Source organism: Amycolatopsis sp. lyj-346, from assembly GCF_046548975.1.
In the GTDB taxonomy this organism is placed as follows: domain Bacteria; phylum Actinomycetota; class Actinomycetes; order Mycobacteriales; family Pseudonocardiaceae; genus Amycolatopsis.
The window spans coordinates 146,055-170,422 of sequence record NZ_JAJPWT010000017.1; the positions used below are offsets into that span (position 1 = coordinate 146,055).

At 71.4% G+C, this 24,368-nt stretch carries 25 protein-coding genes; 16 read left to right on the forward strand and 9 right to left on the reverse strand.

Features of this window, described 5'->3' with window-relative positions; translation table 11 throughout:
• The first annotated feature begins 33 nt into the window (after positions 1 to 33).
• On the forward strand, positions 34 to 588 hold the full coding sequence (locus ACLJQE_RS36305) for a CGNR zinc finger domain-containing protein (protein WP_410644081.1): 555 nt from the start codon (positions 34 to 36) through the stop codon (positions 586 to 588).
• A 225-nt stretch (positions 589 to 813) separates the two neighbouring features.
• On the opposite strand, the gene ACLJQE_RS36310 is transcribed toward ACLJQE_RS36305, so the two are convergent.
• From ACLJQE_RS36310 to ACLJQE_RS36320, 3 genes are all read right to left on the reverse strand, one after another.
• The gene (locus tag ACLJQE_RS36310; RefSeq protein ID WP_410644082.1) at positions 814 to 1,569 is read right to left on the reverse strand and encodes an SDR family NAD(P)-dependent oxidoreductase; all 756 of its coding nucleotides are present in this window, start codon (positions 1,567 to 1,569) and stop codon (positions 814 to 816) included.
• Between the two features lie 62 nt (positions 1,570 to 1,631).
• Positions 1,632 to 2,459: an SCO6745 family protein gene (locus ACLJQE_RS36315; RefSeq protein WP_410644083.1), complete on the reverse strand. Its 828-nt coding sequence runs from the start codon at positions 2,457 to 2,459 to the stop codon at positions 1,632 to 1,634.
• Between the two features lie 87 nt (positions 2,460 to 2,546).
• Positions 2,547 to 3,746 carry a cytochrome P450 gene (locus ACLJQE_RS36320; protein ID WP_410644084.1) on the reverse strand — a complete coding sequence of 400 codons (1,200 nt, stop codon included), beginning with the start codon at positions 3,744 to 3,746 and terminating at the stop codon, positions 2,547 to 2,549.
• Positions 3,747 to 3,956: 210 nt separating this feature from the next.
• Between ACLJQE_RS36320 and ACLJQE_RS36325 the strand changes: the two genes are divergently transcribed.
• Positions 3,957 to 4,583, forward strand: a complete 627-nt coding sequence (locus ACLJQE_RS36325) for an SAM-dependent methyltransferase (protein ID WP_410644085.1) — start codon at positions 3,957 to 3,959, stop codon at positions 4,581 to 4,583.
• Between the two features lie 96 nt (positions 4,584 to 4,679).
• Here the strand turns inward: ACLJQE_RS36325 and ACLJQE_RS36330 are convergent, their stop codons facing one another.
• Both ACLJQE_RS36330 and ACLJQE_RS36335 read right to left on the reverse strand, forming a co-directional pair.
• Positions 4,680 to 5,696, reverse strand: coding sequence for a S1 family peptidase (locus ACLJQE_RS36330; RefSeq protein ID WP_410644086.1), 1,017 nt, complete (start codon positions 5,694 to 5,696; stop codon positions 4,680 to 4,682).
• Between the two features lie 151 nt (positions 5,697 to 5,847).
• Positions 5,848 to 6,144: a GNAT family N-acetyltransferase gene (locus ACLJQE_RS36335; protein ID WP_410644087.1), complete on the reverse strand. Its 297-nt coding sequence runs from the start codon at positions 6,142 to 6,144 to the stop codon at positions 5,848 to 5,850.
• A 165-nt stretch (positions 6,145 to 6,309) separates the two neighbouring features.
• Here ACLJQE_RS36335 and ACLJQE_RS36340 point away from each other — a divergent pair, with 165 nt between their 5' ends.
• The 3 genes from ACLJQE_RS36340 to ACLJQE_RS36350 are packed head-to-tail and all read left to right on the forward strand — an operon-like array spanning position 6,310 to position 9,586.
• Positions 6,310 to 8,565 (forward strand): terpene synthase family protein, encoded by a 2,256-nt coding sequence (locus tag ACLJQE_RS36340; RefSeq protein ID WP_410644088.1) that lies wholly within the window; start codon positions 6,310 to 6,312, stop codon positions 8,563 to 8,565.
• A 38-nt stretch (positions 8,566 to 8,603) separates the two neighbouring features.
• Positions 8,604 to 8,834 carry a ferrous iron transport protein A gene (locus tag ACLJQE_RS36345; protein ID WP_410644089.1) on the forward strand — a complete coding sequence of 77 codons (231 nt, stop codon included), beginning with the start codon at positions 8,604 to 8,606 and terminating at the stop codon, positions 8,832 to 8,834.
• An 11-nt stretch (positions 8,835 to 8,845) separates the two neighbouring features.
• Complete coding sequence (locus tag ACLJQE_RS36350) at positions 8,846 to 9,586, forward strand: methyltransferase domain-containing protein (protein ID WP_410644090.1); 741 nt, start codon at positions 8,846 to 8,848, stop codon at positions 9,584 to 9,586.
• Here ACLJQE_RS36350 and ACLJQE_RS36355 read toward each other — a convergent pair.
• Positions 9,564 to 10,364 carry a TetR/AcrR family transcriptional regulator C-terminal domain-containing protein gene (locus ACLJQE_RS36355; protein WP_410644091.1) on the reverse strand — a complete coding sequence of 267 codons (801 nt, stop codon included), beginning with the start codon at positions 10,362 to 10,364 and terminating at the stop codon, positions 9,564 to 9,566. The genes ACLJQE_RS36350 and ACLJQE_RS36355 overlap by 23 nt on opposite strands.
• A 75-nt stretch (positions 10,365 to 10,439) precedes the next feature.
• On the opposite strand from ACLJQE_RS36355, the gene ACLJQE_RS36360 reads away from it, so the two are divergent.
• From ACLJQE_RS36360 to ACLJQE_RS36375, 4 genes are read left to right on the forward strand one after another with little or no spacing between them, the layout of a single operon-like run.
• Positions 10,440 to 12,713 carry an ATP-binding cassette domain-containing protein gene (locus ACLJQE_RS36360; RefSeq protein ID WP_410644092.1) on the forward strand — a complete coding sequence of 758 codons (2,274 nt, stop codon included), beginning with the start codon at positions 10,440 to 10,442 and terminating at the stop codon, positions 12,711 to 12,713.
• A complete protein-coding gene (locus tag ACLJQE_RS36365) occupies positions 12,710 to 13,528 on the forward strand; it encodes a siderophore-interacting protein (protein WP_410644093.1) in 819 nt (272 codons plus the stop codon). The genes ACLJQE_RS36360 and ACLJQE_RS36365 overlap by 4 nt, the downstream gene beginning before the upstream one ends.
• Positions 13,513 to 14,385: a phosphotransferase family protein gene (locus ACLJQE_RS36370; protein WP_410644094.1), complete on the forward strand. Its 873-nt coding sequence runs from the start codon at positions 13,513 to 13,515 to the stop codon at positions 14,383 to 14,385. Before ACLJQE_RS36365 ends, ACLJQE_RS36370 begins: the two co-directional genes overlap by 16 nt.
• A gap of 57 nt (positions 14,386 to 14,442) precedes the next feature.
• Positions 14,443 to 14,625, forward strand: coding sequence for a hypothetical protein (locus ACLJQE_RS36375; protein WP_410644095.1), 183 nt, complete (start codon positions 14,443 to 14,445; stop codon positions 14,623 to 14,625).
• A 67-nt stretch (positions 14,626 to 14,692) separates the two neighbouring features.
• Here the strand turns inward: ACLJQE_RS36375 and ACLJQE_RS36380 are convergent, their stop codons facing one another.
• The gene (locus ACLJQE_RS36380; RefSeq protein ID WP_410644096.1) at positions 14,693 to 15,256 is read right to left on the reverse strand and encodes a TetR/AcrR family transcriptional regulator; all 564 of its coding nucleotides are present in this window, start codon (positions 15,254 to 15,256) and stop codon (positions 14,693 to 14,695) included.
• Positions 15,257 to 15,376: 120 nt separating this feature from the next.
• On the reverse strand, positions 15,377 to 16,081 hold the full coding sequence (locus ACLJQE_RS36385) for an SDR family oxidoreductase (RefSeq protein WP_410644097.1): 705 nt from the start codon (positions 16,079 to 16,081) through the stop codon (positions 15,377 to 15,379).
• Positions 16,082 to 16,182: 101 nt separating this feature from the next.
• On the opposite strand from ACLJQE_RS36385, the gene ACLJQE_RS36390 reads away from it, so the two are divergent.
• The 3 genes from ACLJQE_RS36390 to ACLJQE_RS36400 all read left to right on the forward strand — a co-directional run bounded on the left by ACLJQE_RS36390 (position 16,183) and on the right by ACLJQE_RS36400 (position 18,621).
• Entirely contained in the window at positions 16,183 to 16,674 is a 492-nt protein-coding gene (locus tag ACLJQE_RS36390; RefSeq protein ID WP_410644098.1) for a winged helix-turn-helix transcriptional regulator, read from the forward strand.
• A gap of 115 nt (positions 16,675 to 16,789) precedes the next feature.
• Positions 16,790 to 17,344, forward strand: a complete 555-nt coding sequence (locus ACLJQE_RS36395) for a snapalysin family zinc-dependent metalloprotease (RefSeq protein ID WP_410644099.1) — start codon at positions 16,790 to 16,792, stop codon at positions 17,342 to 17,344.
• A gap of 122 nt (positions 17,345 to 17,466) precedes the next feature.
• Positions 17,467 to 18,621 (forward strand): AAA family ATPase, encoded by a 1,155-nt coding sequence (locus ACLJQE_RS36400; RefSeq protein WP_410644100.1) that lies wholly within the window; start codon positions 17,467 to 17,469, stop codon positions 18,619 to 18,621.
• A 6-nt stretch (positions 18,622 to 18,627) separates the two neighbouring features.
• Here ACLJQE_RS36400 and ACLJQE_RS36405 read toward each other — a convergent pair whose 3' ends face one another.
• Positions 18,628 to 19,632, reverse strand: a complete 1,005-nt coding sequence (locus tag ACLJQE_RS36405; RefSeq protein ID WP_410644101.1) for a LacI family DNA-binding transcriptional regulator — start codon at positions 19,630 to 19,632, stop codon at positions 18,628 to 18,630.
• A 155-nt stretch (positions 19,633 to 19,787) separates the two neighbouring features.
• Here ACLJQE_RS36405 and ACLJQE_RS36410 point away from each other — a divergent pair, with 155 nt between their 5' ends.
• From ACLJQE_RS36410 to ACLJQE_RS36425, 4 genes are read left to right on the forward strand one after another with little or no spacing between them, the layout of a single operon-like run.
• Complete coding sequence (locus ACLJQE_RS36410; RefSeq protein WP_410644102.1) at positions 19,788 to 20,867, forward strand: ABC transporter substrate-binding protein; 1,080 nt, start codon at positions 19,788 to 19,790, stop codon at positions 20,865 to 20,867.
• Positions 20,864 to 22,429 (forward strand): sugar ABC transporter ATP-binding protein, encoded by a 1,566-nt coding sequence (locus ACLJQE_RS36415; protein WP_410644103.1) that lies wholly within the window; start codon positions 20,864 to 20,866, stop codon positions 22,427 to 22,429. Before ACLJQE_RS36410 ends, ACLJQE_RS36415 begins: the two co-directional genes overlap by 4 nt.
• Positions 22,410 to 23,360 (forward strand): ABC transporter permease, encoded by a 951-nt coding sequence (locus ACLJQE_RS36420; RefSeq protein WP_410644104.1) that lies wholly within the window; start codon positions 22,410 to 22,412, stop codon positions 23,358 to 23,360. The genes ACLJQE_RS36415 and ACLJQE_RS36420 overlap by 20 nt, the downstream gene beginning before the upstream one ends.
• Entirely contained in the window at positions 23,357 to 24,340 is a 984-nt protein-coding gene (locus ACLJQE_RS36425) for an ABC transporter permease (RefSeq protein ID WP_410644105.1), read from the forward strand. Before ACLJQE_RS36420 ends, ACLJQE_RS36425 begins: the two co-directional genes overlap by 4 nt.
• The last annotated feature ends 28 nt before the right edge of the window (positions 24,341 to 24,368 follow it).

Here is a 24,368-nt window from a genome sequence, read left to right on the forward strand (position 1 = left end):
GGGACACTGGGGCGACGGACTCGGGAGGCGAACATGGTCACGGCGGCACCCGGCGAGGACCGCTCACCCGCACTGGCACTGGTCAACACCCGCCGCCCGGCGGCGGACGACCTCGCCACCCCCGGCGCGGCGGCGGACTGGCTGCGCGAGCACGGGCTCGAGGCGGCGGTCTCCGGTCCGGACTCGCTGCGCCGCTTGACGGACTTGCGCGCGGCGGTCCGCGAGCTGCTGGCGGCGCTGGCGGAAGGCCGGACGCCGGACGCGGCCGCGATCCAGACGGTGAACACGGCGGCCCGAACCGACGCGGCCGCGTTGCAGCTCGCCTGGCGGGACGGCCCGCTGAGCGAGTGGCAAAGCGCCCGGCCGGGCACCCTCGAAGCGGCGATGGCGGCCCTGTCCCGCGACGCGATCGAGGTGGTGAGCGGAGCGCTCGGGCCGCTGGTGCGCCCGTGCGAGGCCCACGGCTGCATCAGGTACTACCTCCGCGAGCACGCCCGCCGCCGCTGGTGCTCGACAACCTGCGGCGACCGCGTCCGAGCGGCCCGCCACCACCGGCTGGTGGTCGAGCAGCGCGACGAGCCCCGCTGACGCCACGCCCCGGCAACCCCGGCGGACCCCCACACCCGCCGCCGACCGTTGCCGCGCCCCGCAACCGACCCGCGCCAAGCCATGCCAGCCGACCCGCGCCGCCCGGCCAACGCAACCCCCGCCCCCGCCGGACCCCACACCCGCCGACCGGTCCCCGCGCCCCGCAACCGCGCGAAGCCACCCGGCGCACGCCACCCGCCGCGGCCCGGGAACGCAACCCCCCGCCTAATCGACCAAAGCGCCGCAGCTGATGTTGACCGTGGCCGCCGTCATCGTCCTGGCTCGGTCCGAGGCGACGAACGCCGCCGTCGCACCCACGTCGGCCAGGGTCGCCGCGCGGCCGAGCATCGTCTTGCCCGCGATGTTCCGCTCCAGCTCCTCCCGGCCGGGGAACCCGGGCGGGAGGGTTTCCGGGATGCCGCCCGTCCGGAGCGTCACCGTGCGGATCCCGTGCGGGCCCAGCTCGGCGGCGAGCTGGCGGCGCATCGCCTCCAGTGCGTGGAACGCCACCTGCAGCCCGCCGACCGCGAACTCGCGCACCGGCTCGCCCGCGCCCCCGAAGAACAGGATCGCCCCGGACCGGCGCGCCACCATGTGCCGGGCTGCCGCGCGGGCGGTGAGGAACTGGGTGCGCACGGCCGTCAGCACCGGGCGTTCGTAGTCGGCGAGCGCCATGTCCACCAGCGGTGTGCCCTGGACGTCGCCGTGGCCTATGAGGTTGACCGACACGTCGATCGCCCCCTCGGCGGCGACCGCGGCGGCGTGCTCGTCCACCGCGTGCTCGTCGAGGGCGTCGACCTCCGCCGTCTCGGCCCGGCCGCCTGCCGCGCGGATGCGGCCGGCCACCTCGTCCAGCCGGGCGCGGGTCCGGCCGGCGAGGAACACCCGCGCGCCCTCCTCGGCGAAGGCGGTGGCGACCGCCGTGCCGATCCGCCCGGCACCGCCGTAGACGATCGCGTTCTTGCCGTCGAGCAACGTCATGAGTCCTCCGATGTCCGGGTGCGTTCACCGGTGCGTCGAACGAGCGCACCCGGAATCGACGCTCAAGGACGGGGAACACCCACCGGGTTCGGCACCACGACGACACTGCGGTCGATCAGCGCCCGGCTCAGCGGCACCGCCAGCTCCAGCAGGCGCTCGACGTCGGTGCCCAGCGCCGCCACCGGTGCCGCCGCCAGCCGGTCCGTGTCGTCCTCGAGCCGGCGGCGCAGCTCGCGGCCCGCGTCGGTGAGACGGCCGTCCGCGTCGAGGATCCCGCGGGCCCGCAGCTCCTCCGCCGCGGCGTCCCACTGCGCGTCCGTCCAGCCGCGGTGGGGCTGGATGTCCGGGCGGCCGAGCACTCCGTCACCGATGTGGGTGAGGGTCGTCGCCAAGCCGCTCAACCCGGCGTGGACCGCCGCGAGGACGTGCCCGTCGCCGCGGTGCTCACGCAGGATCGTCGCCGCCAGCCACAGCCGCGCCGGCGGATCCGCCGGCTTCGGCACCGCCGCCCACGCCGCCGCGAGCGGTCGCCCGTCGAACGCGCACGCGTCCACCGCCCGCCACAGGAGCGCGCTCAGTTCCGAGACCTCGCCCGCGACCGGGCGCAACGCCGACGCCACCGCCTCGAGCCGGGAGCCGACGACGGCCGCGGGCGAGGCGAACGACCACGCGTCCGGCAACGCCCGCGCCACCATCGACGGCGCGAAGCCGAACAGCATCGACGTCGCCGGCTCGGCGCCGATCGGGCCCAGTGGCGCCAGCCGCCCCGCGAAGTAGCCCATCCAGTAGCCGCGCAAGCCCACCGCCTTCGCCGCTGCGGCCGTCTCGGGCGCGAAGTAGACGACGGCGTGCAACGGCTCCACGGCCGCCCAGAGACGACGAGCTGTCATGGCCACTCCTCACGGACGTGTGCACCTCGGGGGAGCCGCATGTGTCCAAAATGGACCGGAACTCCCGCACGGCGGACATCGCGAATTTCAGCCCCAAGCGACCGGCAGCTCCCGGACCCCGTACACGAGCGTGTTGTGCTTGTACCCCAGCTCCTCCCGCGGCACCGCCAGCCGCAGATCGGGCACCCGGCGGAACAACCCCGTCAACGCCTCCTGCAGCTCCACCCGCGCCAGCTGCTGCCCGACGCACTGGTGCGCCCCGAACCCGAACGCCACGTGCGTCCGCGGCGACTCGCGATCGAAGTCCAGCTTGTCCGCGCCCGGGAACACCGACTCGTCGCGGTTGGCCGAGTTCAACGCGGCCACGAGCCATTCGCCCGCCCGGACCGCACGGGATCCGACCTGGGCGTCCGCCGTCGCGTAGCGCAGCACGCCGAACTGCACGACCGACAGGTACCGCAGCAGTTCCTCCACCGCCCGCTCCGGCTCCGACAGCACCACGTCGCGCTGCCCGGGGTGCTCCAGCAGCACCAACGTGCTCAACGCGATCATGTTGGCCGTCGTCTCGTGGCCGGCCACCAGGAGGCTCAGCCCGAGCACGACGAGCTCCTCCATGGTCAGCGGGTCGCCGGCACCGGAGGAAATCAGCCTGCTGAACAAGTCGTCCTGCGGATTCCGCTGTTTCTCGGTGAACAATTCCGCCAGATAACCCGAAAGCGCGTCGTAGGCCTGCTCGCGTTCCGCACGCGTCGCATCCGTACTGACCAGCGTAGTGCTCTGCTGCTGGAACTGCGACCGGTCGGCGTACGGGACGCCGAGCAGCTCGCAGATCACCAGTGACGGGATCGGCAACGCGAAGTCCTGCACCAGATCCGCCCGGCCCGGCTTCGCGAGCATCGCGTCGAGGTGGCTTTCCACCAGCCCCTGGACGTACCCGCGCAGTGCCTCCACGCGCCGCACGGTGAACTCCGCGATCACCTTCTTCCGCAGCCGCGCATGGGCCGCGCCGTCGAGCTGGATGATCGAGCCGGGGCTGACTTCCTCGTCGGGGTCGGCGTTCGGGTTCACGTGCACCGAAGACGCGCCGCGCGAACTCATCGTGCGGTCGGCGAGCACCGCGCGGACGTCGGCGTAGCGCGTCACCAGCCAGGCGTCCATGCCCGCCGGGCAGCGCACCTTCGACGTGGGCGCGGTTTCCCGGAGGGTGGCGTAGCTGCCGGGTGGGTCGAACGGGCAGCCGGGCGGCCGGGTCGTCGGGAGGACCGGGGTTGCGGGTGCGGCCGTCACGGCGGATCACCTCTCTCTTCCGGTGGTCTGTCCTTCCACCATGGAGAGAACCGCGGCTCCGGTGGGCCGGCCGCCCCACTTGCGACCCGGATGGCCTAGCGAGCACCGCGCGCGCCGCCGTTCACGCCAGCGGTTGCCATTCCGGCAACAGGGTTTGCCTTCCCGGGGACGCTGCCCGCATGCTCGCCAGGACGTCCTTGAGGAGGAGCCGTGCCCCACGCACACGATCAGCCGATAACCACCGAGAACCTGCTCAAGCGGGAGTTCTGGGAGGCGCTCTACCAGCGTGACGACCAGATCTGGAGCGGGAACGTCAACGTCAACCTGCGCACCGAAGCCGACGGACTGGAACCCGGGCGCGCCCTCGACCTCGGCAGCGGCGAGGGCGGTGACGCGATCTGGCTGGCGAAGCGGGGCTGGACGGTCGACGGCGCCGACATCTCGACCACCGCGCTCGCCCGTGCCGAAGCCGCGGGCAAGGAAGCGGGCGTGGACGTCCGGTGGCTGCACCGCGACATCCTCACCTGGCGGCCCGAGGAGACCTACGACCTGATCTCCGCGCAGTACATGCACCTTCCGCCGGACCTGCGCCGCGACGTCTTCACCGCCGCCGCGGCCGCGGTGAAGCCCGGCGGCTCGCTGCTGGTCGTCGGGCACTCGCCGAAGGCCATGCGGGAGTTCGACGGCCAGAAGCCGCCGGAGGAGCTGTACTTCGAGCCCGAGGAGATCACCACCTACCTCGGCGACCCGTGGACGTGGGTGGTCGAAACGTGCGAGACGCGCGGCGAGGGCCACCACACCGACGCGGTCTACCGCGCGCGGCGCCTCGACAGCTGACAAGCAAGGGGCACCTTCACGCGAAAGTGCCCCTTGAGGAACGGGCGAGGGCCCGCTCACCTCCCCTGACGGAAGTGAGCGGGCCCTCGCGCCGGCTCAGGCGAGCTCGAGGCCGTAGGCCTGCAGCTCGAGGGTGAGCGGGTAGAAGTAGCTGGTCTGGGTGTCGCCGCCGGACAACGTGCCGAGACCCTTGGAGCCGTCGTACGCCGGGCCGCCGGAGTCGCCGTGGTCGGTGTGCGCGGTGGTGCCGAACTCGTGGTTGAGCACGCCGACGTCGAAGTTGACCGACTCGTCGACCGAGGTGACCTCACCGCTGCCGCCGCCGGTGGTCGAGCCCTGCTTCTGGATCTGCTCGCCGACGGTCGGCGTCGCCGCGCTGGTGATCTGCTGGCCGGTGTTGATCTCGCCGGGTCCGGTGCCGTTCGGGCGGGTCAGCAGGCCGGAGTCGGCGCCGGGGCAGTCGCTTTCGACGACCTGGGCGCCGGAGACGTCGCCGCCGGACCAGGTGCCGCCGAGGTTGGTGCAGTGGCCCGCGGTGAGCAGGAACGGCGAGCCGCCGCGCGTCACGTTGAAGCCGAGCGAGCAGCGGCCCTGGCTGTTCTGGATCGCGTCGCCGTCGGCGATGTAGAGCTCCAGCTTGCCGGTGCGGTGCTCGACGCGGACGCTGTCGCCGTACTTCGCGGCGGCCGCGGAGACCTTGTCGGCGGTCTCCTTGCTCGCCGCGTCGTAGACCTTCACCACGACCTGGTTGGTCTTGGTGTCGATGCCCCACGCGGTCTGCGGCACGTTCTTCACCGCGTCCAGCTGGTTCTTGACGCCGGTCAGCGCGGCGAAGGTGTGCTTGACCTTCTTCGCGGTGAAGCCGGCGGCCTGCACCCGCTGCACGGCGGCGTCGTCGACGACGTTCACGACGGCCTTGCCGTGCTCGAGGTAGATGCCGCCGGAAGCGGCGCCGAGCGCGTTCGCCACCTGGGTGGCCCCGCTGATCGCGCTGGCCTGCAACTCGGCGAAGGCCAGCGGGGACGCGGTGGCCGCCGAAGCGCAGACACCGCTGGTCAGCGCGGCGGCCGCCAAGACGGCGAGGGTCTTGAGGGCGGTCTTCCGGGGAGTCATCAACTTCCTCCAGGGTTGCCGTTCGAAGCCTGTGCCGACACTTTCGTTGCCAGGCAACCAACGCACTACCGACTAAGGTTGGTTAATAACCAAGGGAACCGGACATACCACTCAGACGCCCCGAACGGGGTAACGTCCCGCCGCTTTCGGCCTACTCGCGCGGCCAACGGACGTGGTCTTCGTACCCGGGATTCTTCTTCAGGTACCCGGCGATGAACGGACAGACCGGCACGATCGTCCCGCCGCGGGCGACGACGTCGTCGAGCGCGCCCGCGGCCAGCACCTTGCCCAGGCCCTGCCCGGAGAACGCGTCGTCGATCTCGGTGTGGGTGAACACCGTGAGCCCGCCGCGCCGGTCGTACTGCGCGATCCCGGCCAGCCTTTCGCCCGCCCACAGCTCGTAGCGGCTTTCGTCGGGGTTGTCGGCCACCCGGTTTTCGTCGGTCATCCGCGCTCCTCGTTCGGGGACACCACCATCGTGCGACGGCTCGCCACCGCGTGCCGACCGGACCGGCCGCGCCGCTGGGCCGGCCGGGGGAAGCGCTCGTCCCGTTCGTGTGCTTCCCCGCTGTTCCCCTTGGCGGACACCGCGGTCGGCTGGTTGCCTCGCGGTGTGCCCGAGCAGCCGTTCGTCCTCCCCGAGTTCTACCTGCCCTACCCGGCGCGCCTGAACCCGCACCTGGAGCGGGCCCGCGAGCACAGCAAGGCGTGGGCCCGCGAGCTCGACATGATCGACGTGCCGCAGCACGGCACGGTGATCTGGACCGAGCACGACCTCGACTCCCACGACTACGCGCTGCTCTGCGCGTACACCCACCCCGACGCCGGCGCCGGCGAGCTCGACCTCATCACCGACTGGTACGTCTGGGTCTTCTACTTCGACGACCACTTCCTCGAGCTGTACAAGCGCACCGGCGACATCGACAGCGCGCGGGGCTACCTCGACCGGCTCGAGCTGTTCATGCCCGCCGAAGGCGAAATCACCGCGACACCGGAGAACCCGGTCGAGCGCGGCCTCACCGACCTGTGGAACCGCACGGTCCCGCACCGGTCGGCGGGCTGGCGGCGCCGGTTCGGCGAAAGCACGAAGGCGCTGCTGGACGAATCCCTGTGGGAATTGGCCAACATCAACGAAGACCGGCTCGCCAACCCGATCGAGTACGTCGAGATGCGGCGGAAGGTCGGCGGCGCACCGTGGTCGGCGAACCTGGTCGAGCACTCGGTGCACGCCGAAGTCCCCGACGCGATCGCCGCGTCCCGGCCGATGGAGGTCCTGCGCGACTGCTTCGCCGACAGCGTCCACCTCCGCAACGACCTGTTCTCCTACCAGCGCGAAGTGCAGGACGAGGGCGAGCTGTCCAACGGCGTGCTCGTGTTCGAGAAGTTCCTCGGGCTGAGCACGCAGCAGGCGGCCGACGCGGTCAACGACCTGATCACCTCCCGGCTGCACCAGTTCGAGCACACGGCGCTCGCCGAGGTGCCCGCGCTGTTCGACGACCACTGCGTCGACCCGGCCGCGCGGGCGGCGACCTTCGCCTACGTCAAGGGCCTGCAGGACTGGCAGGCCGGCGGGCACGAATGGCACCTGCGGTCCAGCCGGTACATGAACGAAGGTGCCTTGGCCGGCCGCGGCGGCCCGGAGCTGGGCGGCACCACCGGCCTCGGCACGTCCGCGGCCCGCATCTTCTCGTCGGTGCTCGCCACCGCCCCGCAACGGCTGCGGGCCTTCAGCTCGACGCCGTTTTCCGCGGTCGACGTGCCACGGCCGTCGGTCGAGCTGCCGTTCCCGCTGCGGCTCAGCCCGCACCTGGAGTCCTGCCGCCGCCGGAACGTCGACTGGGCGCGGCGCACCGGCTTCCTCGACGGCGTGGTGTGGGACGAGCGGAAGCTGCGGGCCACCGACCTGCCGCTGTGCGCGGCGGGCATCCACCCGGACGCGACGGCCGACGCCCTCGACGTCACGAGCGACTGGCTGACCTGGGGCACCTACGCCGACGACTACTACCCGGTGGCGTTCGGCGCGTCCCGCGACCTGGCGGGCGCGAAGGCGTGCAATCTCCGCCTGTCGGCCTTCATGCCGGCCGACGGCGCACCGATGCCCACGCCGACGACGGCGCTGGAGGCGGGCCTGGCCGACCTCTGGCCGCGGACCACGGCGGAGCTGCCACCGGAGGGCAGGCGCGCGGTGCGCCGGGCGGTCGAGACGATGACGTCGAGCTGGCTGTGGGAGCTGGCGAACCAGGCGCAGAACCGCATCCCGGACCCGATCGACTACGTCGAGATGCGGCGCCGGACGTTCGGCTCGGACCTCACGATGAGCCTCTCGCGGTTCTCGCACGGCCGTGCGGTGCCGCCCGCGCTCTACCGCACGCGCCCGGTGCAGACGATCGAGCACGCGGCGACGGACGTGGCCTGCCTGATCAACGACCTGTACTCCTACCGCAAGGAGATCCAGTACGAAGGCGAGCTGCACAACGCGGTGCTGGTGGTGCGGAACTTCCTGGACTGCCCGGAGCAACGCGCGTTCGAGGTGGTGACGGACCTGCTCCACGCCCGGCTGGCCGAGTTCGAGCACGCGGCGGCGATCGAGCTCCCCGCTCTGTTCCGCGACCACGCCGTCGAGCCGGACGTCCGGGAAATGCTGCTCGGGTTCGTCGAGGAACTGCGCGACTGGCTGGCCGGAATCCTGAACTGGCACGAAAACGTCGGCCGCTACACCGAGCCGGAGCTCGGCTACCACCCGATGGCCACGCCCACGTTCGGCGGCCCGACCGGCATCGGGACGTCGTCGCTGCGCATCTCGTCCCTGCTTGCCCGCGGGTCACTGACCGGCGGTGCCCTTCGGCTGGCAGAGTTCGGGTCACCCTGAGCCGGCGGGTGCCGGGCTTCGGTTTCGGAGGTGGTCGCGTGAACCTGCTGCGGGAACTGCCCCTGGGCACCCGGGTCGTGGTGCGTTATCGGATCGAGGGCGGCTTCACCGACGCGCTCGGCGACCTGACGGCCCGCGACGAAACGACGTGCACGGTCGAGACCCGGCGCGGCCCGGTCGTGGTGGCGTTCTCCGCCGTCACGCTCGCCAAGCCGGTGCCCCCGCCGCCGGTCCGGAAATCGGGTGGCGGCCCGCCGTCGGCTTTGTGACGATCGGAGCCATGTTCGAGAACCTCGTGGCCGAGGCCGAAGCGGTGTCCGTCGACGGCTGGGACTTCTCCTGGCTCGACGGCCGCGCCACCGAGGCCCGTCCTTCCTGGGGTTACCAGCGGCTGCTGGGCGAACGCCTCCAGCACGTCCAAGCGGCGCTGGACCTCGAGACCGGCGGCGGTGAAGTCCTCGACGGCTGCCCGTCCCTGCCGCGGCTGACGGCCGCGACCGAGTCGTGGCCGCCGAACGTCGCCAAGGCGTCGGCCCGGCTCCGGCCGCGCGGGGTCGCCGTCGTCGCCACCACGGGTGTCCCGTTCCGCGACGACGTGTTCGACCTCGTGTCCAGCCGCCACCCGGTGACGACGGCGTGGTCCGAGATCGCCCGTGTCCTGCGGCCCGGCGGAACGTACTTCTCCCAGCAGGTCGGCCCGGCGAGTGTGTTCGAGCTGGTCGAATTCTTCCTCGGCCCGCAGCCCGAGGAAGGGCGCAACAGCCGCCACCCGGACCACGCCGTGAAAGCCGCCGCGGAGGCCGGGCTGGAGGTGGTCGACCTGCGGTCGGAGTCGCTGCGCACCGAGTTCTCCGACATCGGCGCGGTGGTCTACTTCCTCCGCAAGGTGATCTGGATGGTCCCGGGCTTCACGGCCGGGCAGTACCGGGACGAGCTGCGCGAGCTGCACGAGAAGATCCGGCGCGACGGCCCGTTCGTCGCCCACACGACCCGGTTCCTCATCGAGGCCCGGAAGCCTTGACGATCGCCGCCTCGACGCCGTCCAGCAGCAGCTCCAGCCCCGCCTCGAACGACAGCCGCGCCTCCCGTTCGAGGTAGGGCTCCTCGGAGTCCGCCGCCTCGTACTCGCCCTCCGCACCGAGCCGGGTCACCGTCGGGAACCGCGCCGGCAGGTCCGGCGCCAGCTCGTCCAGCAACACCGACCGCGCGGACCACCAGTCCTCTTCGGACTGTCCGGTTTCGCGCGCCGCCTGACGGGACTCCGCCGCCGCCTGGACCGACCCCCGCACGATGTTGAACAGCGCCGCCACCACCCACCGGACCCGGGACAGCGGCAGCCCCGACGCGGCCAGGACCCGCAGCAGCGTCTCCTGCACGTGGAACTCCCCCGGCCCGAGCACCGGCCGCGCCGGCGAGACCTGGAGCAGCCACGGGTGCCGCAGGTGCAGGTCCCACAGCGCGCCCGCCAAGGCCAGCGCCGCCGGGCGCCACCCCGACGCCGTCGGGTACTCCGGCGGCAGCTCGCTCAGGGTGCGGTCGTACATGAGGTCGACCAGCTCGGTCTTGCCCGGCACGTACGTGTACAGCGCCATCGCCGTGCGGCCGAGCCGTTCGCCGACCGCCCGCATCGACAGCGCCGTCATGCCCTCGGCGTCGGCGATCTCGATCGCCGCCGCGACGATCGCCTCGACGGACAGGCCCGGCTTGGGGCCCGGGCCCGTGCGCGGCGCCACCACCCGCGGCCCCCACAGCAGCTCCATGGACCGCCGGGCGTCGCCCTGACCCGCGAAGACGACCACCTTGCCGACTCCTTACACCCTAAAGTATTGTACGCTGATCATCACTTTACAGCCTAAACTATCAAGAAGGACGGTATGACCTCACCCAGGCGGGCCGCCGACACCCACGACGTGATCGAGGTCCGGGGGGCCCGGGAGAACAACCTGACCGGAATCGACCTGGACATCCCGAAGCGCCGGCTCACGGTGTTCACGGGCGTCTCCGGCTCCGGCAAGTCGTCCCTGGTCTTCGGCACCATCGCGGCCGAGTCCCAGCGGCTGATCAACGAGACCTACAGCGCCTTCCTCCAGTCGTTCATGCCGAGCCTGTCGCGCCCGGACGTCGACCTGCTGGAGAACCTCAGCGCGGCCATCGTCGTCGACCAGGAGCGGATGGGCGTCAACTCGCGCTCCACCGTCGGCACCGCGACCGACGCCTACGCGATGCTGCGGATCGCCTTCTCGCGGCTCGGCGACCCGTACGTCGGCACGTCCGGCGCGTTCAGCTTCAACCTGCCCGAGGGCATGTGCCCGGCCTGCGAGGGCCTCGGCCGGGTCTCGGACCTCGACGTGACCGCCCTGCTCGACTTCGACCGCTCGCTCAACGACGGCGCGATCCTCGTCCCCGGCTGGGCGCCGGACAGCTGGTACGTCCAGATCTACCTCTCCTCCGGCTTCTTCGACCCGGACACGAAGATCCGCGACTTCACGCCGCAGCAGCTCGACGACCTGCTGTACAAGGGGACGTGCAAGGTGAAGGTCGGCACCAGCAACCTCACCTACGAAGGCCTCGCGGTCAAGGTCAAGCGGCTCTACCTGCAGAAGGACACCGAGTCACTGCAGCCGTACGTCCGCGGGTTCATCGAGCGGGCCGCCGCCTTCGCCACCTGCGGCGAGTGCGGCGGCGCGCGGCTCAACCAGGCCGCCCTGTCGGCGAAGATCGACGGGCGGAACATCGCCGACTGCGCCGCGATGCAGATCAGCGACCTCGCCGAGTTCGTGCGGAACCTCGACGCACCGTCGATCCGGCCGCTGCTGGGCAACCTGCGCGACACCCTCGACTCGCTGGTCGAGATCGGCCTCGGCTACCTCTCGCTCGACCGCGAATCCGCGACGCTCTCCGGCGGCGAGGCACAGCGCGTGAAGATGGTGCGCCACCTCGGGTCCAGCCTCACCGACGTCACCTACGTCTTCGACGAACCGACCGTCGGGCTGCACCCGCACGACATCGAGCGGATGAACAACCTGCTGCTCTGCCTGCGGGACAAGGGGAACACGATCCTGGTCGTCGAGCACAAGCCGGAGACGATCCGGATCGCCGACCACGTCGTCGACCTCGGCCCCGGCGCGGGCGCCGCGGGCGGGCGGCTCTGCTACACCGGCAGCGTCGACGGCCTGCGCGCGTCCGGCACGCTCACCGGCCGTCACCTCGACCACCGGGTGACGCTCCGCGAGAAGGTGCGCACGCCGTCCGGGCACGTCTCGATCACCGGCGCGAAGCTGCACAACCTGCGTGACGTCAGCGTCGACGTCCCGCTCGGCGTGCTGACCGTGGTCACCGGGGTGGCGGGCTCCGGGAAGTCGTCGCTGATCCACGGCTCGCTGGCGCACCGCGAAGGCGTCGTCGTGGTCGACCAGTCGGCGATCCGCGGGTCCCGCCGCTCCAACCCGGCGACCTACACCGGCCTGCTCGACCCGATCCGGGCGGCGTTCGCCAAGGCCAACGGCGTCAAGGCGAGCCTGTTCAGCGCCAACTCCGAAGGCGCGTGCCCGAAGTGCAAGGGCCTCGGCGTGATCTACACCGACCTGGCGATGATGGCCGGGGTCGCGTCGGTCTGCGAAGAGTGCGAGGGCAAGCGGTTCACCCCCAAGGTGCTGATGTACCTGCTGCGCGGCAAGAACATCAGCGAGGTGCTCGCCATGTCCGTCGCCGAGGCGCGGGAGTTCTTCACCACGGGCAACGCGCGGACGGTCCTCGACCGCCTCGCCGACGTCGGCCTCGGCTACCTGACGCTCGGGCAGCCGCTGACGACGCTTTCCGGCGGGGAGCGGCAGCGGCTGAAGCTGGCGATCCGGATGGCGGAGAAGGGCTCGACGTACCTGCTCGACGAGCCGACGACCGGGCTGCACCTCGCCGACGTCGACCAGCTGCTGGCGCTGCTCGACCGGATCGTCGACGCGGGCAACACGGTGATCGTCATCGAGCACCACCAGGCCGTGATGGCCCACGCCGACTGGCTGATCGACCTCGGCCCCGGCGCCGGCCACGACGGCGGCCGGGTCGTCTTCGAAGGCACCCCGGCTTCGCTCGTGGCCGACGCCTCCACCCTCACCGCCCGTCACCTGCGCGAATACCTGGGGAAGCCGTGAACCCGACCGGTCTGCTCGAAGTGACGGCGGTGCGGCGGGTGACCCCGCGCACTGTGCGCGTCACCTTCACCGGCGACGGTCTCGACCAGCTCGAGCCGTGGCCGGACCAGCAGCTCAAGCTCCTGTTCCCGCCACCGGGCCACCCGGTGCGGCTGCCGTCGGCGGAAGCCGACGTCATGCGCTGGTACCAGGCGTACCTGGAGATCCCCGAGGACCAGCGCCCGGTGATGCGCAGTTACACCGTGCGCTCGCGGGACCGCGACACGATCGACGTCGACTTCGTGCTGCACGCCGGTCCGGCGGGGCCCGCCACCGCCTGGGCCCGCCGAGCGGCGCCGGGCGACGTCCTCGGCCGGTACGGCCCGGACCCGGCCTACCGCCGCCCCCTGTCCACAGCGGACACCCTGCTGTGCGCGGGGGACGAGACGGCGATCCCGGCCGTCGCGACCATCTTGTCCGAGGTGGACAATGCGGTGGTGTTCCTCGAGGTCGCGGACGCGGCGGAGGAGCAGCCACTGCCCGGCGAGGTGCACTGGCTGCACCGGGACGGCGCCGAGCACGGCCGCAAGCTGGTCGAGGCCGTTCGCGGGGCGGCGTTGCCGGACGGTTCGGCGGCGGCGTGGCTCGCCGGCGAGGCCGCGACGGTCCGGGCACTGCGCCGCCACCTCGTCGGCGACCGCGGCTGGGACAAGAGCGTCATCGAGTTCACCGGCTACTGGCGGCGCCGCCTGACCCAGGACGACGCCCCGACGCCGGAGGACCTGGCCGACGCGGCGGAAAAACTGGGAGACTCGGCCGGGTGGACCGGGAACTGACCGCAGCGGGCATCGACCCGGCTTCGGTGGTGTCGGCCGAGGACCTCGGCGGCGGGACGTACAACCGGGCGGTGCGGCTGCGGCTCGCGGACGGACGGCGGCTGGTGCTCAAGATCGCGCCGTCCGCGCCGGGCCTGTCGTACGAACACGACCTGCTCGCGACGGAGGCGGAGTACTACCGCCTGGTTCCGGGGCCGCTGCCGTCGGTGGTGGGCGCCGGGCCGGGGTTCCTGCTGATGACGGAGGTGCCGGGCGTCCCGTGGTCGGGGGTGCCCGGCACCGGCCCGCACCTGCGCGCCGAACTCGGCGGAATCGTCGCCGGGCTGCACCGGGTCACCGGCGGCGGCTTCGGCTACCTCCAGGACCCGCTGCACCCGACGTGGCCCTCGGCGTTCACGGCGATGGTGGACGCGGTGCTGTCCGACGCCGTCCGCTACGGCGTTCGCCTGCCGCGACCGGCGGCGGAGATCGCGCACCTGGTGCGCCGCCACGAGCCGCTGCTGGCGCTGGTCACGACGCCGGTCCTGGTCCACTTCGACCTGTGGGACGGCAACATCCTCCTGGACGACGGCCGCGTATCGGGCATCATCGACGCCGAGCGCGCGTTCTGGGGCGACCCGGTGGCGGAGTTCGTGTCGCTGACGCTGTTCCGCGACCTGGACGCGCCCCTGCTGGAGGGCTACGGCGCAGCCCGCTTCGACGCCCCGGCCCGGCGCCGGCTGACGTTGTACCGGGTGTACCTGGGCCTGATCATGCTGACGGAGATGGTGCCGCGGCAGGACACGAACGCGGACCGGGAGCGGTTCGTCTCGGCCTGGCTGGCGGAGCACCTCGACGCGGCCCAGCGGGCGCTCTAACCGCGGCGGAGGCGAAAATCCGTCGGCGTGCGCCGCCCCCGGCCGACATCTTGCAGCGTGCGCTCCGAAATCGTGGTTCCCCTGGCCATCCGCGACCTCACCGAGGCCGACCTGCCCCACTGCGGCTGGTCGGGCTCCCGCCTGCACCTCGAGCACGTGGCGCGGGAGCTCCGCCGGGATGACGCCGACTACTCGTCGCGTGCGCGGCGCGGTCCGGGCTGCCCGTCGGCAAAGGACTGATCGACTACCGGAAGACGGCCGGGGCGGGCACCAGACCACCTGCGTACTCCTGCGCAAACCGCGGTGATCACGCGAAGACCAGTGACACCAGCTCGTCCACGAACGGCTCCACCAGCTCCGCCCCGGTGCGGTTGAGCACGCTGTGGAACAGCGCCACCCGCCCGTGGGCGCCCACGAACACCACCGCCGCCGCGCGGCCCGGGGTGACGCGGAGCGGGTGACCTGCCTCGATGCAGCGCTCGAAGCCCGCGGCCAGCCGGTCGATCACGTCCAGCAGCGGGCCTTCCGCGCGGGCGTCCGGCGCCGGCCGGGAGGCCCCGTTCGCCAGCATCAGGCGGTAGTGCCCCGGATTCTCCATGGCGAACGCGCAGTACGCGTGAATCTGCGCCCGGACCCGGCCGACGACGTCGGTTTCGCCGAGTGACTCCTCCGCCGCGCGCATCGAATCCCGCAGCCGGGTGTATTCGTGGTCGAGCAACCCGCGGACCAATTCCGCGCGGTCGGCGAAATGCTGGTAGATGCTCGCCGGGGCGATACCGACGGCGCGGGCGACGCCGCGGATCGTCAGTCCGTCCTCGCCGCCCAGTTCGGCGAGCAACTTCCCGGCCGCGGCCAGGATCTCGCCGCGCAACCGTTCGCCTTCCCCCCAGCGGTTTCTCGTTCGGCCCATTCCGGATTCGACGTGTTCCGCCACCCGCCTATTCATACGCCCGCGGCCGTCACCGCCGTATTCCGGGGTCGGAAAAGGCGGTCAGGAAACCAGTGCGGGGTACAGCGCGGAGAGATCGCCGGAGAGCCCGGCCCGCACGTTCCGGCTGACGTCGTCGGCGAGCACCTCGAAGCGGCCTTCTTCGACGCCGTCCAGAGCCAGGCCCGCCACGACCGCCGGGTCGATCTTCGGGCCGTCGACGTGCTTGGCCATGTCGGTGTCCATGTACCCCACGTGCAGGGCCGTCACCTGCGTCTTCTGCGGTGCCAGTTCCTGGCGCAGCGCGTTGGTCAGCGACCAGGCCGCGGACTTCGCCGCGGAGTACGCCGCCACCTGCGGTGCGGTGAACCACGAAAGCACCGACAGCACGTTGAGCACCGCGCCGCCGCCGTTGCGCTCGAGGACCGGCGCGAACTCGCGCGTGACCGCCAGCGTGCCGAAGTAGTGCGTGTCCATCTCCAGCCGGATGTCCTCGAGGGACCCGGTCAGCAGGGACGCGCCGGTCGAGGAACCGGCGTTGTTCACCAGCAGCGTGACGTCGCCCGCCAGCGCGGCGGCCTCGCGGATCGACTCCGGGTCGGTCACGTCGAGCCGCAGCGGGACGACACCCGGCAGGTCGATCGACTCGGGGTTGCGCGCGGCGGCGTAGACCTTGGCCGCGCCTCGCTCGAGGAGGGCGGCCGCGAACCGGCGGCCGAGCCCCCGGTTGGCTCCGGTGACCAGCGCCACCGCACCCGTGATGTCCATGACGAACTCCTCTCGAACCTGGCTTGCTGTTTGCAAGCTAGCTGACAACGACCCTACGGCGTAAACTTGCTCCCAGCAAGTCAGGTCGAAGGGATCACACGATGAGCCGTCGCACCACCTGGGCGGACGCCGCCTGTCCGATCGCTCGCGCCGCCGACGTCCTCGGCGAGCCGTGGACGCTGCTGATCCTGCGCAACGCCACCGCGGGCACCACCCGGTTCGAGGACTTCCGCACCCAGCTCGGCATCGCCGACAACGTGCTGACCACCCGGCTGGGCAAGCTCGTCGACCGCGGCCTGCTGACGAAGCTCCCCTACCGCGACGGCGGCCGCACCCGCCACGAGTACCGCCTCACCCAGGCCGGCTCGGACGCACTGCCGGTGCTGCACGCCCTCGGCGCGTGGGGTGACGCCCACACCGCGTCGGCCACCGGCCCCGGCCCGATGGCACTGGTCCACTCCCGCTGCGGACAGCGCACGCGACCGGGCGCGAAGTGCGACGCCTGCGGGAAAACCCTGGCCAGGGGCGATCTGGCGTGGCGCGGGTCCTGGCTCAGCGAGGGCGAGATTCCTCTGGCCGATCCGGTCGACTGAGCCGAACGGCCCCAAGCCGGTACGAAAGTCGGGTCACAAACACCGGGCGGTTCCGTAAGTTCGGCACACAGCGCGCGCAGACCTGGCAAATTTCCCACGGCAAGGAGTCGTCCCGATGTCCAGGAAGTACCTGCTGCCCGGAGCCGCCGTCGCACTGGCGATGATCGCGACCCCGCTGACGGCCGGCCCGGCCTTCGCGGCCCCGGAAGCGGCCACGATCGTCTACTACGACACCTCGGGCGCCCCCAGCTTCCGCGCGGTGATCAACGCGGGCGCGGCCAACTGGAACGCGGCGGTGTCGAACGTCAAGCTCCAGGAAAGCTCTTCGGGTGCGTCGCTGCACTACACGGAGGGCAACGACCCGCGCGGTTCGTACGCCCAGACCGACGGCCACGGCAGCGGCACGATCTTCATCGACCACACCCAGGCCGCCCAGTACGACCAGACCCGCATCGCGGCCCACGAAACCGGGCACGCGCTCGGCCTGCCGGACCACTACGAAGGCCCGTGCTCGGAACTGATGTCCGGCGGCGGCCCCGGCCCGTCCTGCACCAACGCGAACCCGAACGCCGCCGAGGCGTCGAAGGTGCAGTCCCTGTGGGCCAACGGCTTCACCGGCGCCCGCAAGGCCCCGGTCCGCGTCTACGAGGTGACGATGCCGGTCAAGTAACCCGGTCAAGCAACGCCGAGCCAAAGCGCCCCAAGGTGGCCTTCGGTGCGTTCAACGCACCGAAGGCCACCTTGGGTGCGTTCAACGCAACCAAGGCCACCTTGGGGCGCTAAGTTCGGGGCATGCTCACCACGCTGGCCGTCGAGAACTACCGTTCGCTGCGTGACGTCGTGCTGCCGCTGTCCGGGCTGACCGTGGTCACCGGGCCGAACGGCAGCGGCAAGTCGAGCCTGTACCGGGCACTGCGGCTGCTGGCGGACGCGTCGCGCAACGGCGCCGTGGCGGCGCTGGCCCGGGAGGGCGGGCTGCCGTCGACACTGTGGGCGGGCCCGGAGAACGGCGTGCGACGGGGAACTTCGCGGATCCAGGGCAAGGTGCACACGAAGGCCGTCGGGCTGCGGCTCGGCTTCGCGGGCGACGAGTTCGGCTACGCGCTCGACCTGGGACTGCCGGTGCCTGCCGCGACCCTGTTCAACCTCGACCCGGAGTTCAAGCGGGAAGCGGTGTGGTCGGGGCCGTACCTGCGGCCGGCCGCGCTGCTCGCGGACCGGGCGGGCCCGTCGGTGCGCACCCGCGTGGCTTCCGGGGCGTGGGGTGCGGAGCGGTTCAAGATCCGGTTGACGGACAGCATGCTGAGCGAATTCGCGGACCCGCGGGCGTGCCCGGAGCTGGTGGTGCTGCGGGAGCGCATCCGGTCGTGGCGCTTCTACGACCACTTCCGCACGGACGCGGACGCCCCGGCCCGCCAAGCCCGCATCGGCACGCGCACCCCGGTCCTGTCCCACGACGGCGCGGACCTGGCCGCGGCACTGCAGACGATCATCGAGGTCGGCCGCACCGAGGACCTCGCGGACGTGATCGACGCGGCGTTCCCGGGCTCGACCCTGGAAGTGCGTTCCCAGGACGGCCTGCTGTCGGTCGAGCTGCGCCAGCACGGCCTGCTGCGGCCGTTGTCGGCGGCGGAGCTGTCGGACGGGACGCTGCGGTTCCTGCTGTGGGTGGCGGCCCTGCTCACCCCGCGCCCGCCGGAGCTGCTGGTGCTGAACGAGCCGGAGACGAGCCTCCACCCGGACCTGCTGCCGGCCCTGGCGACCCTGATCGCGACGGCGGCCAAGGAAACCCAGCTGGTGGTGGTGTCCCACGCCCAGTCCCTGATCCGCGCCCTCGCGGAGGTGACGGAGGTGGGCACGGTGGAACTGGAGAAGGAGTACGGCGAGACGAAGGTGGCCGGCCAGGGCCGGCTGGACCGGCCCTCCTGGCACTGGCCGGGCCGCTGACCGGCGTCAGCGGCCGCGGGTGCTTTCGCGGATCTCCAGGGCGAACGGGGTCTGGATGTCCTGCGGCGGAGACGTCTTGTCGCCGGTGATCCGCCGGTGCACGAGGTCCACCGCGGCCTCGGCCAGTGCCGTCTTGTCCGGCGCGATCGTCGTCAGCGACGGCAGCGAGAATGCGCTCTCTTCGTTGTTGTCGAACCCGACGATCGCCACGTCCTCCGGCACCCGCAGGCCCCGCTCGGCCACCGCGCGCAACGCGCCGATCGCCAGCAGGTCGTTGAAGCAGAACACCGCGTCCGGCAGTGAATCCGAGGCCAGCAACGCCTTCATCGCCGCCGAACCCACCGATCGGTGCCACTTCTCCGCCGGGGCCACCAGAACGTCCGAATAGGACAGACCGGCCGCCGCCAGCGCCGAACGGTACCCGGCCAGCCGCTGCGACGACGTCCCCCGCGCCGGGTTGCGCCCGATCGCCGCGATGCGCGTGCGGCCCAGCGACGTCAGGTGTGACACCGCGGTGTGCGCCGCCAGCACGTTGTCGATCGCCACGTGGTCGATCGGCACGTCCACCGCGTGCTCGCCCAGCATGACCAGCGGGATCCCGCCCGGCTCGGCCGGGAAGTCCGCCGCCTCCAGTGCTTCCGGGTGCACCAGTGCCCCGTCGACCAGGTGGGACCCCAAGGACGAGAGCGTCTCGCGTTCGCGCGACCGCGTCCCCTGCGTCTGTTCGATCAGGACGCTCCAGCCGCGCTTCTGCGCCGCCGTGATCACCAGGCCGGCCAGCTCGCCGAAGTACGGGATCGACAGCTCCGGCACCACCAGCGCCAGGAACCCGGTGCGGCCGCGGCGGAGGTTGCGGGCCCCGATGTTCGGCCGGTACCCGGTCGCCGCCAGTGCCTCCTCGACGCGCCGCCGGTTCTCCGGCTTGACGAAGGCGTAGCCGTTCACGACGTTCGACACCGTCTTCACCGACACTCCGGCAAGCGTGGCGACGTCCTTGAGCGTCACGGTCACAGGCGGTCCCTTTCAGAGATTGAGCACGAAGTGTAGCGAGCCATTGCCGGTTTACAACGTTGTTCCAACGATGTAAAAAGTACCTCAAGGCTCCCGTGGTGACCCCGATCACCCCGGCGAGCGGGGCTACCAACGACGCTGCCCGAGGAGTCGACGTGCTCTTGCCCTCCCGTCCCCGACTGGTCCTGGTCACCGCGGCCGCCGCCGCGCTCACCCTCACCTCCTGCACGGCCCGGGAAGAAACGCCCGCGGCCCCCGCCAGCGGCGGCGGGCCGGCCGCCAGTGCCCAGTCCGCCGCGCCGTCCGCCGACGGCTGCACGCTCGAAAAGACCGGTTACCCGAAGGTCGACCTCAAGACCGCGGTGGTCGGGTTCTCCCAGTCCGAGAAGGAGGCCAACCCCTTCCGGATCACCGAGACGCAGTCCATCCGCGACGAAGCCGCGAAGCTCGGCATCGCGCGGGACAAGCTGCTCGTCACCAACGCCCAGAGCGACCTGAACCGGCAGATCAGCGACATCAAGTCGATGCTCGACCGCGGTGCCCAGCTGCTCATCGTCGCGCCGCTGAACTCCGACGGCCTCCAACCCGCCCTCGACGCGGCGAAGGCCAAGAAGGTCCCGGTCGTCACCATCGACCGGAAGGTGACGTCGCAGCCGTGCACCGACTACCTGACCTTCATCGGCTCGAACTTCGTCGAGCAGGGCAAACGCGCCGCCCAGGAGACCGCCCGGGTCACCGGCGGCACCGGCAAGGTCGCGATCCTGCTCGGCTCGTCCGGCAACAACGTGACGACCGACCGCACCAAGGGCTTCAAGGACGAGCTCGCGAAGACGCCGGGCCTGTCCGTGGTCGCCGAGCAGACCGGCGAGTTCGACCGGTCCAAGGGCCAGGCCGTGATGGAGCAGCTGATCCAGAGCCACCCGGACATCACCGCCGTCTACGCCGAGAACGACGAGATGGGCGTCGGTGCGGTCAACGCGCTCAAGACGGCGGGCAAGGCACCGGGCAAGGACGTCAAGATCATCTCGATCGACGGCACCCGCAACGCCGTGCAGCTCATCGTCGACGGCAGCTACAACGCCGTGATCGAGTCCAACCCGCGCTTCGGCCCGCTGGCCTTCCAGACGCTGCAGAAGTTCGAGAACGGCGAGCCGATCCCGGCGAGCATCGTCATCACCGACGACCAGTACGACGAGACCAACGCCGCGCAGAAGGTCGGGAACTCCTACCGATGACGGCCACCACCGAAGTGACGACCGCACCGGTGCTCGAGGTGACCGGGGTGACCAAGCGGTTCCCCGGCACCCTCGCGCTCGACGACGTCAGCTTCGCGCTGAAGCCCGGCGAGGTGCACGCCCTGGTCGGGGAGAACGGCGCCGGCAAGTCGACCCTGATCAAGGTGCTGACCGGCGTCTACCGGCCCGACGAGGGCGTAGTGCGCCACCTCGGCGAGCCGGTGACGTTCAAGCGGCCGATCGACGCGCAGCGCGCCGGGATCTCGACCATCTACCAGGAGGTCAACCTCGTCCCGCTGATGAGCATCGCCGGCAACGTCTTCCTCGGCCGCGAACCACGCACCCGCGCCGGGCTGGTGGACTGGGCGAAGATGTACGCCGAAGCCCGCGAGCTGCTCAAGGGCTACGGCATCGACGACGACGTCAAGCGCCCGCTGCACACCCTCGGGGTCGGCGCGCAGCAGATGGTCGCCCTCGCCCGGGCGGTGTCGACCGACGCCAAGGTCGTCATCATGGACGAGCCGACGTCGTCGCTCGAGCCGCGCGAGGTCGAGACGCTGTTCGAGGTGCTGCACCGGCTGCACGCCCAAGGCATCGCGGTCGTCTACGTCAGCCACCGGATGGACGAGCTGTACCGGGTGTGTGACAGCGTCACCGTCCTGCGCGACGGCCGGGTCGTCCACAGTGGACCGCTGAAGCCCTTGCCGCGCATCGAGCTCGTGTCGCTGATGCTCGGCCGCGAGATCCGCCAGATCCGCGAAGAGGGCGTCACGGCGTTCGGCGAGGAGCACGCCGTCGAGCGCGAGCCGCTGCTCAAGGCCGAAGGCCTGTCCGGCCTGCGGAAGCTGCACGACGTCTCGGTGAGCATCCGGCCCGGCGAGGTCGTCGGCCTGGCCGGCCTGCTCGGCTCCGGCCGCAGCGAGACGGCCCGGGCCATCGTCGGCGCGTTCCCCCTGGACGGCGGCAGTGTGCTGCTCGCGGGGAAACCGCTGAAGAAGGGCAAGATCGCGGCCGCCATGCGGGCCGGGATCGCGCTGCTGGCCGAGGACCGCAAGACCGACGGGATCATCCCGAACCTGTCGGTGCGCGAGAACATCGTGCTGGCCGCGCTGCCGACGCTGTCCCCGTTCGGCGTCGTCAGCAAGGCCAAACAGGACAAGATCGTCAACATCTTCGTGGAACGCCTGCGGATCAAGGCCGCGAGCCCCGAGCAGAGGGTGTCGGAGCTCTCCGGCGGCAACCAGCAGAAGGTGCTCCTCGCCCGCTGGCTCGCCACCGGCCCGAAGATCCTGCTGCTCGACGAGCCCACCCGCGGCATCGACGTCGGCGCGAAAGCCGAGGTCCAGGCGCTGATCGACGAACTCGCGCGGGAAGGGCTCGGCGTGCTGCTCATCTCGTCCGAACTCGAGGAACTGATCGACGGCTCCGACCGCGTGGTCGTCCTGCGCGACGGCTCGGTCGCCGGCGAGCTGACCGGTGACCGGATCACCGAGGAGAACGTGTTGACGGCCATCGCAGCGGAAAGCACCGGGGGTGACAACGATGTCCACGGTCACCCTTGAGCGCGCGAAGGTCACGGCGTGGCTGCAGAACTACGGCGTCTACCTGGCCGTCGTCGTGCTGCTGCTGTTCAACGTCGCGTTCACCGAGAACTTCCTGAGCGCGGCCAACTTCCGCACCCAGCTGGTGCAGGCCGCCCCGGTCTGCATCGTCGCGCTCGGCATGGCGCTGGTGATCGGCACCGAAGGCATCGACCTGTCGGTCGGCTCGGTGATGTCGATCGCCGCCGCGCTCATCCCGCTCTACCTGGGCGCGGGCCCGCTGATGGCGATCATCGTCGCCGTCATCGCGGGCGTGGTTTCGGGCCTGTTCAGCGGTTACCTGGTCGCCCACCTGGGCATCCAGCCGATCATCGCGACCCTCGCGCTGCTGGTCGGCGGCCGCGGGCTCGCCCTGGTCATCGCGGACGGCCGGCTCGTCCAGCTGCACAACCAGGACTTCCTGGCCCTCGGCACCGGCGACGTCCTCGGCGTGCCGATCATGGTGATCGTCGCGGGCGTGCTCGCCGTCCTGGCGGGGCTGGTCGTCCAGCGCACCACGTTCGGGCGGCACCTGGTCGCCGTCGGCGGCAACCGCGCCGCGAGCACCCTGGCCGGGCTGCCGGTGAAACGCGTGCTCGTCGGCGTCTACGTCATCTCCGGGGCACTGGCCGCGGTGGCCGGCGTGCTGGCGACGTCGCGGCTGGGCGCCGGCGATCCGAGCGACGTCGGGCTGCTGATGGAGCTGTCCGCGATCACCGCGGTCGTCGTCGGCGGCACGCCGCTGACCGGCGGCCGGGTCCGCGTGCTCGGCACCGTGTTCGGCGCGCTGCTCATGCAGCTCGTGCACGCCACCCTGATCAAGCACAACCTGCCCGACTCGACCGCGCAGATGGTCCAGGCGGCCATCATCGTCGGCGCGGTCTACGTCGCGCGTGAGCGGAGCAGCCAGTGACAACCCAGTCCGCGACTCCGATCACCGCGCGCAACGCCGCGTTCGCCGGGGTCCTGCAACGCCAAGGCGCCGCCGTCGTCCTCGTGCTCGGCATGGCCGCCGCGTGGTTCGCCTTTCCCCGCTTCGGATCCGCCGGCAACCTGCGCGACCTGGCCCTGCAGAGTTCGTTCCTCGCGGTGATCGCGCTGGGCATGACGTTCGTGATCATCTCCGGCGGCATCGACCTTTCGGTCGGCTCGAACTACGCGCTCGGCGGCGTCCTCGCCGCGTACGGCGCGCAGTACGGCCTGGTCGTCGCGATCCTGCTGCCCTTGGCCGTGTGTTCGCTGATCGGGTTCGTCAACGGCCTGCTCATCGCCCGCACCGGGATGGCGCCGTTCATCGTCACCCTGGCGTCGTTGCTGTTCGCCCGCGGGCTTTTGCTGGCACTGACGTCCGAGGGCGCGACGACGTACAAGGTGGACCCCGGCTCGGCGTTCCTCTGGCTGGGCCAGGGCACGATCTTCGGCGTCGGCGTCCCGGTCTACCTGACGCTCGTCCTGTTCGCCCTCGGCGGGTTGCTGTTGCGCCGCACGCGCTTCGGCCAGTCCGTGTTCGCCATCGGCGGCGCCGAGCAGTCGGCCCTGCTGATGGGACTTCCGGTGGCCCGCACCAAGATCAGCCTCTACACGCTCAGCGGCGCGCTCGCCGGCGTCGCGGGCGTCCTCACCGCCGCGTACCTGCAGTCCGGCGTCACGGTGATCGGCGTCGGCACCGAACTCGACGCGATCTCCGTCGTCGTCATCGGCGGCACGCTGCTCACCGGCGGCGCCGGAACCCTCATCGGCACGCTCGTCGGCGTGCTGCTGCGCACGCTCATCCAGAACGTCATCAACCAGATCGGCACCCTCGACTCCAACTACCAGACCGTGGTGAGCGGGGCCTTCCTGCTCGTCGTGGTGGTGGTCCAGCGCCTGCTCGCGCGCTCCCGTACCCGCTGAACCCTGTCCCCTACCAGGAGGTTCAACG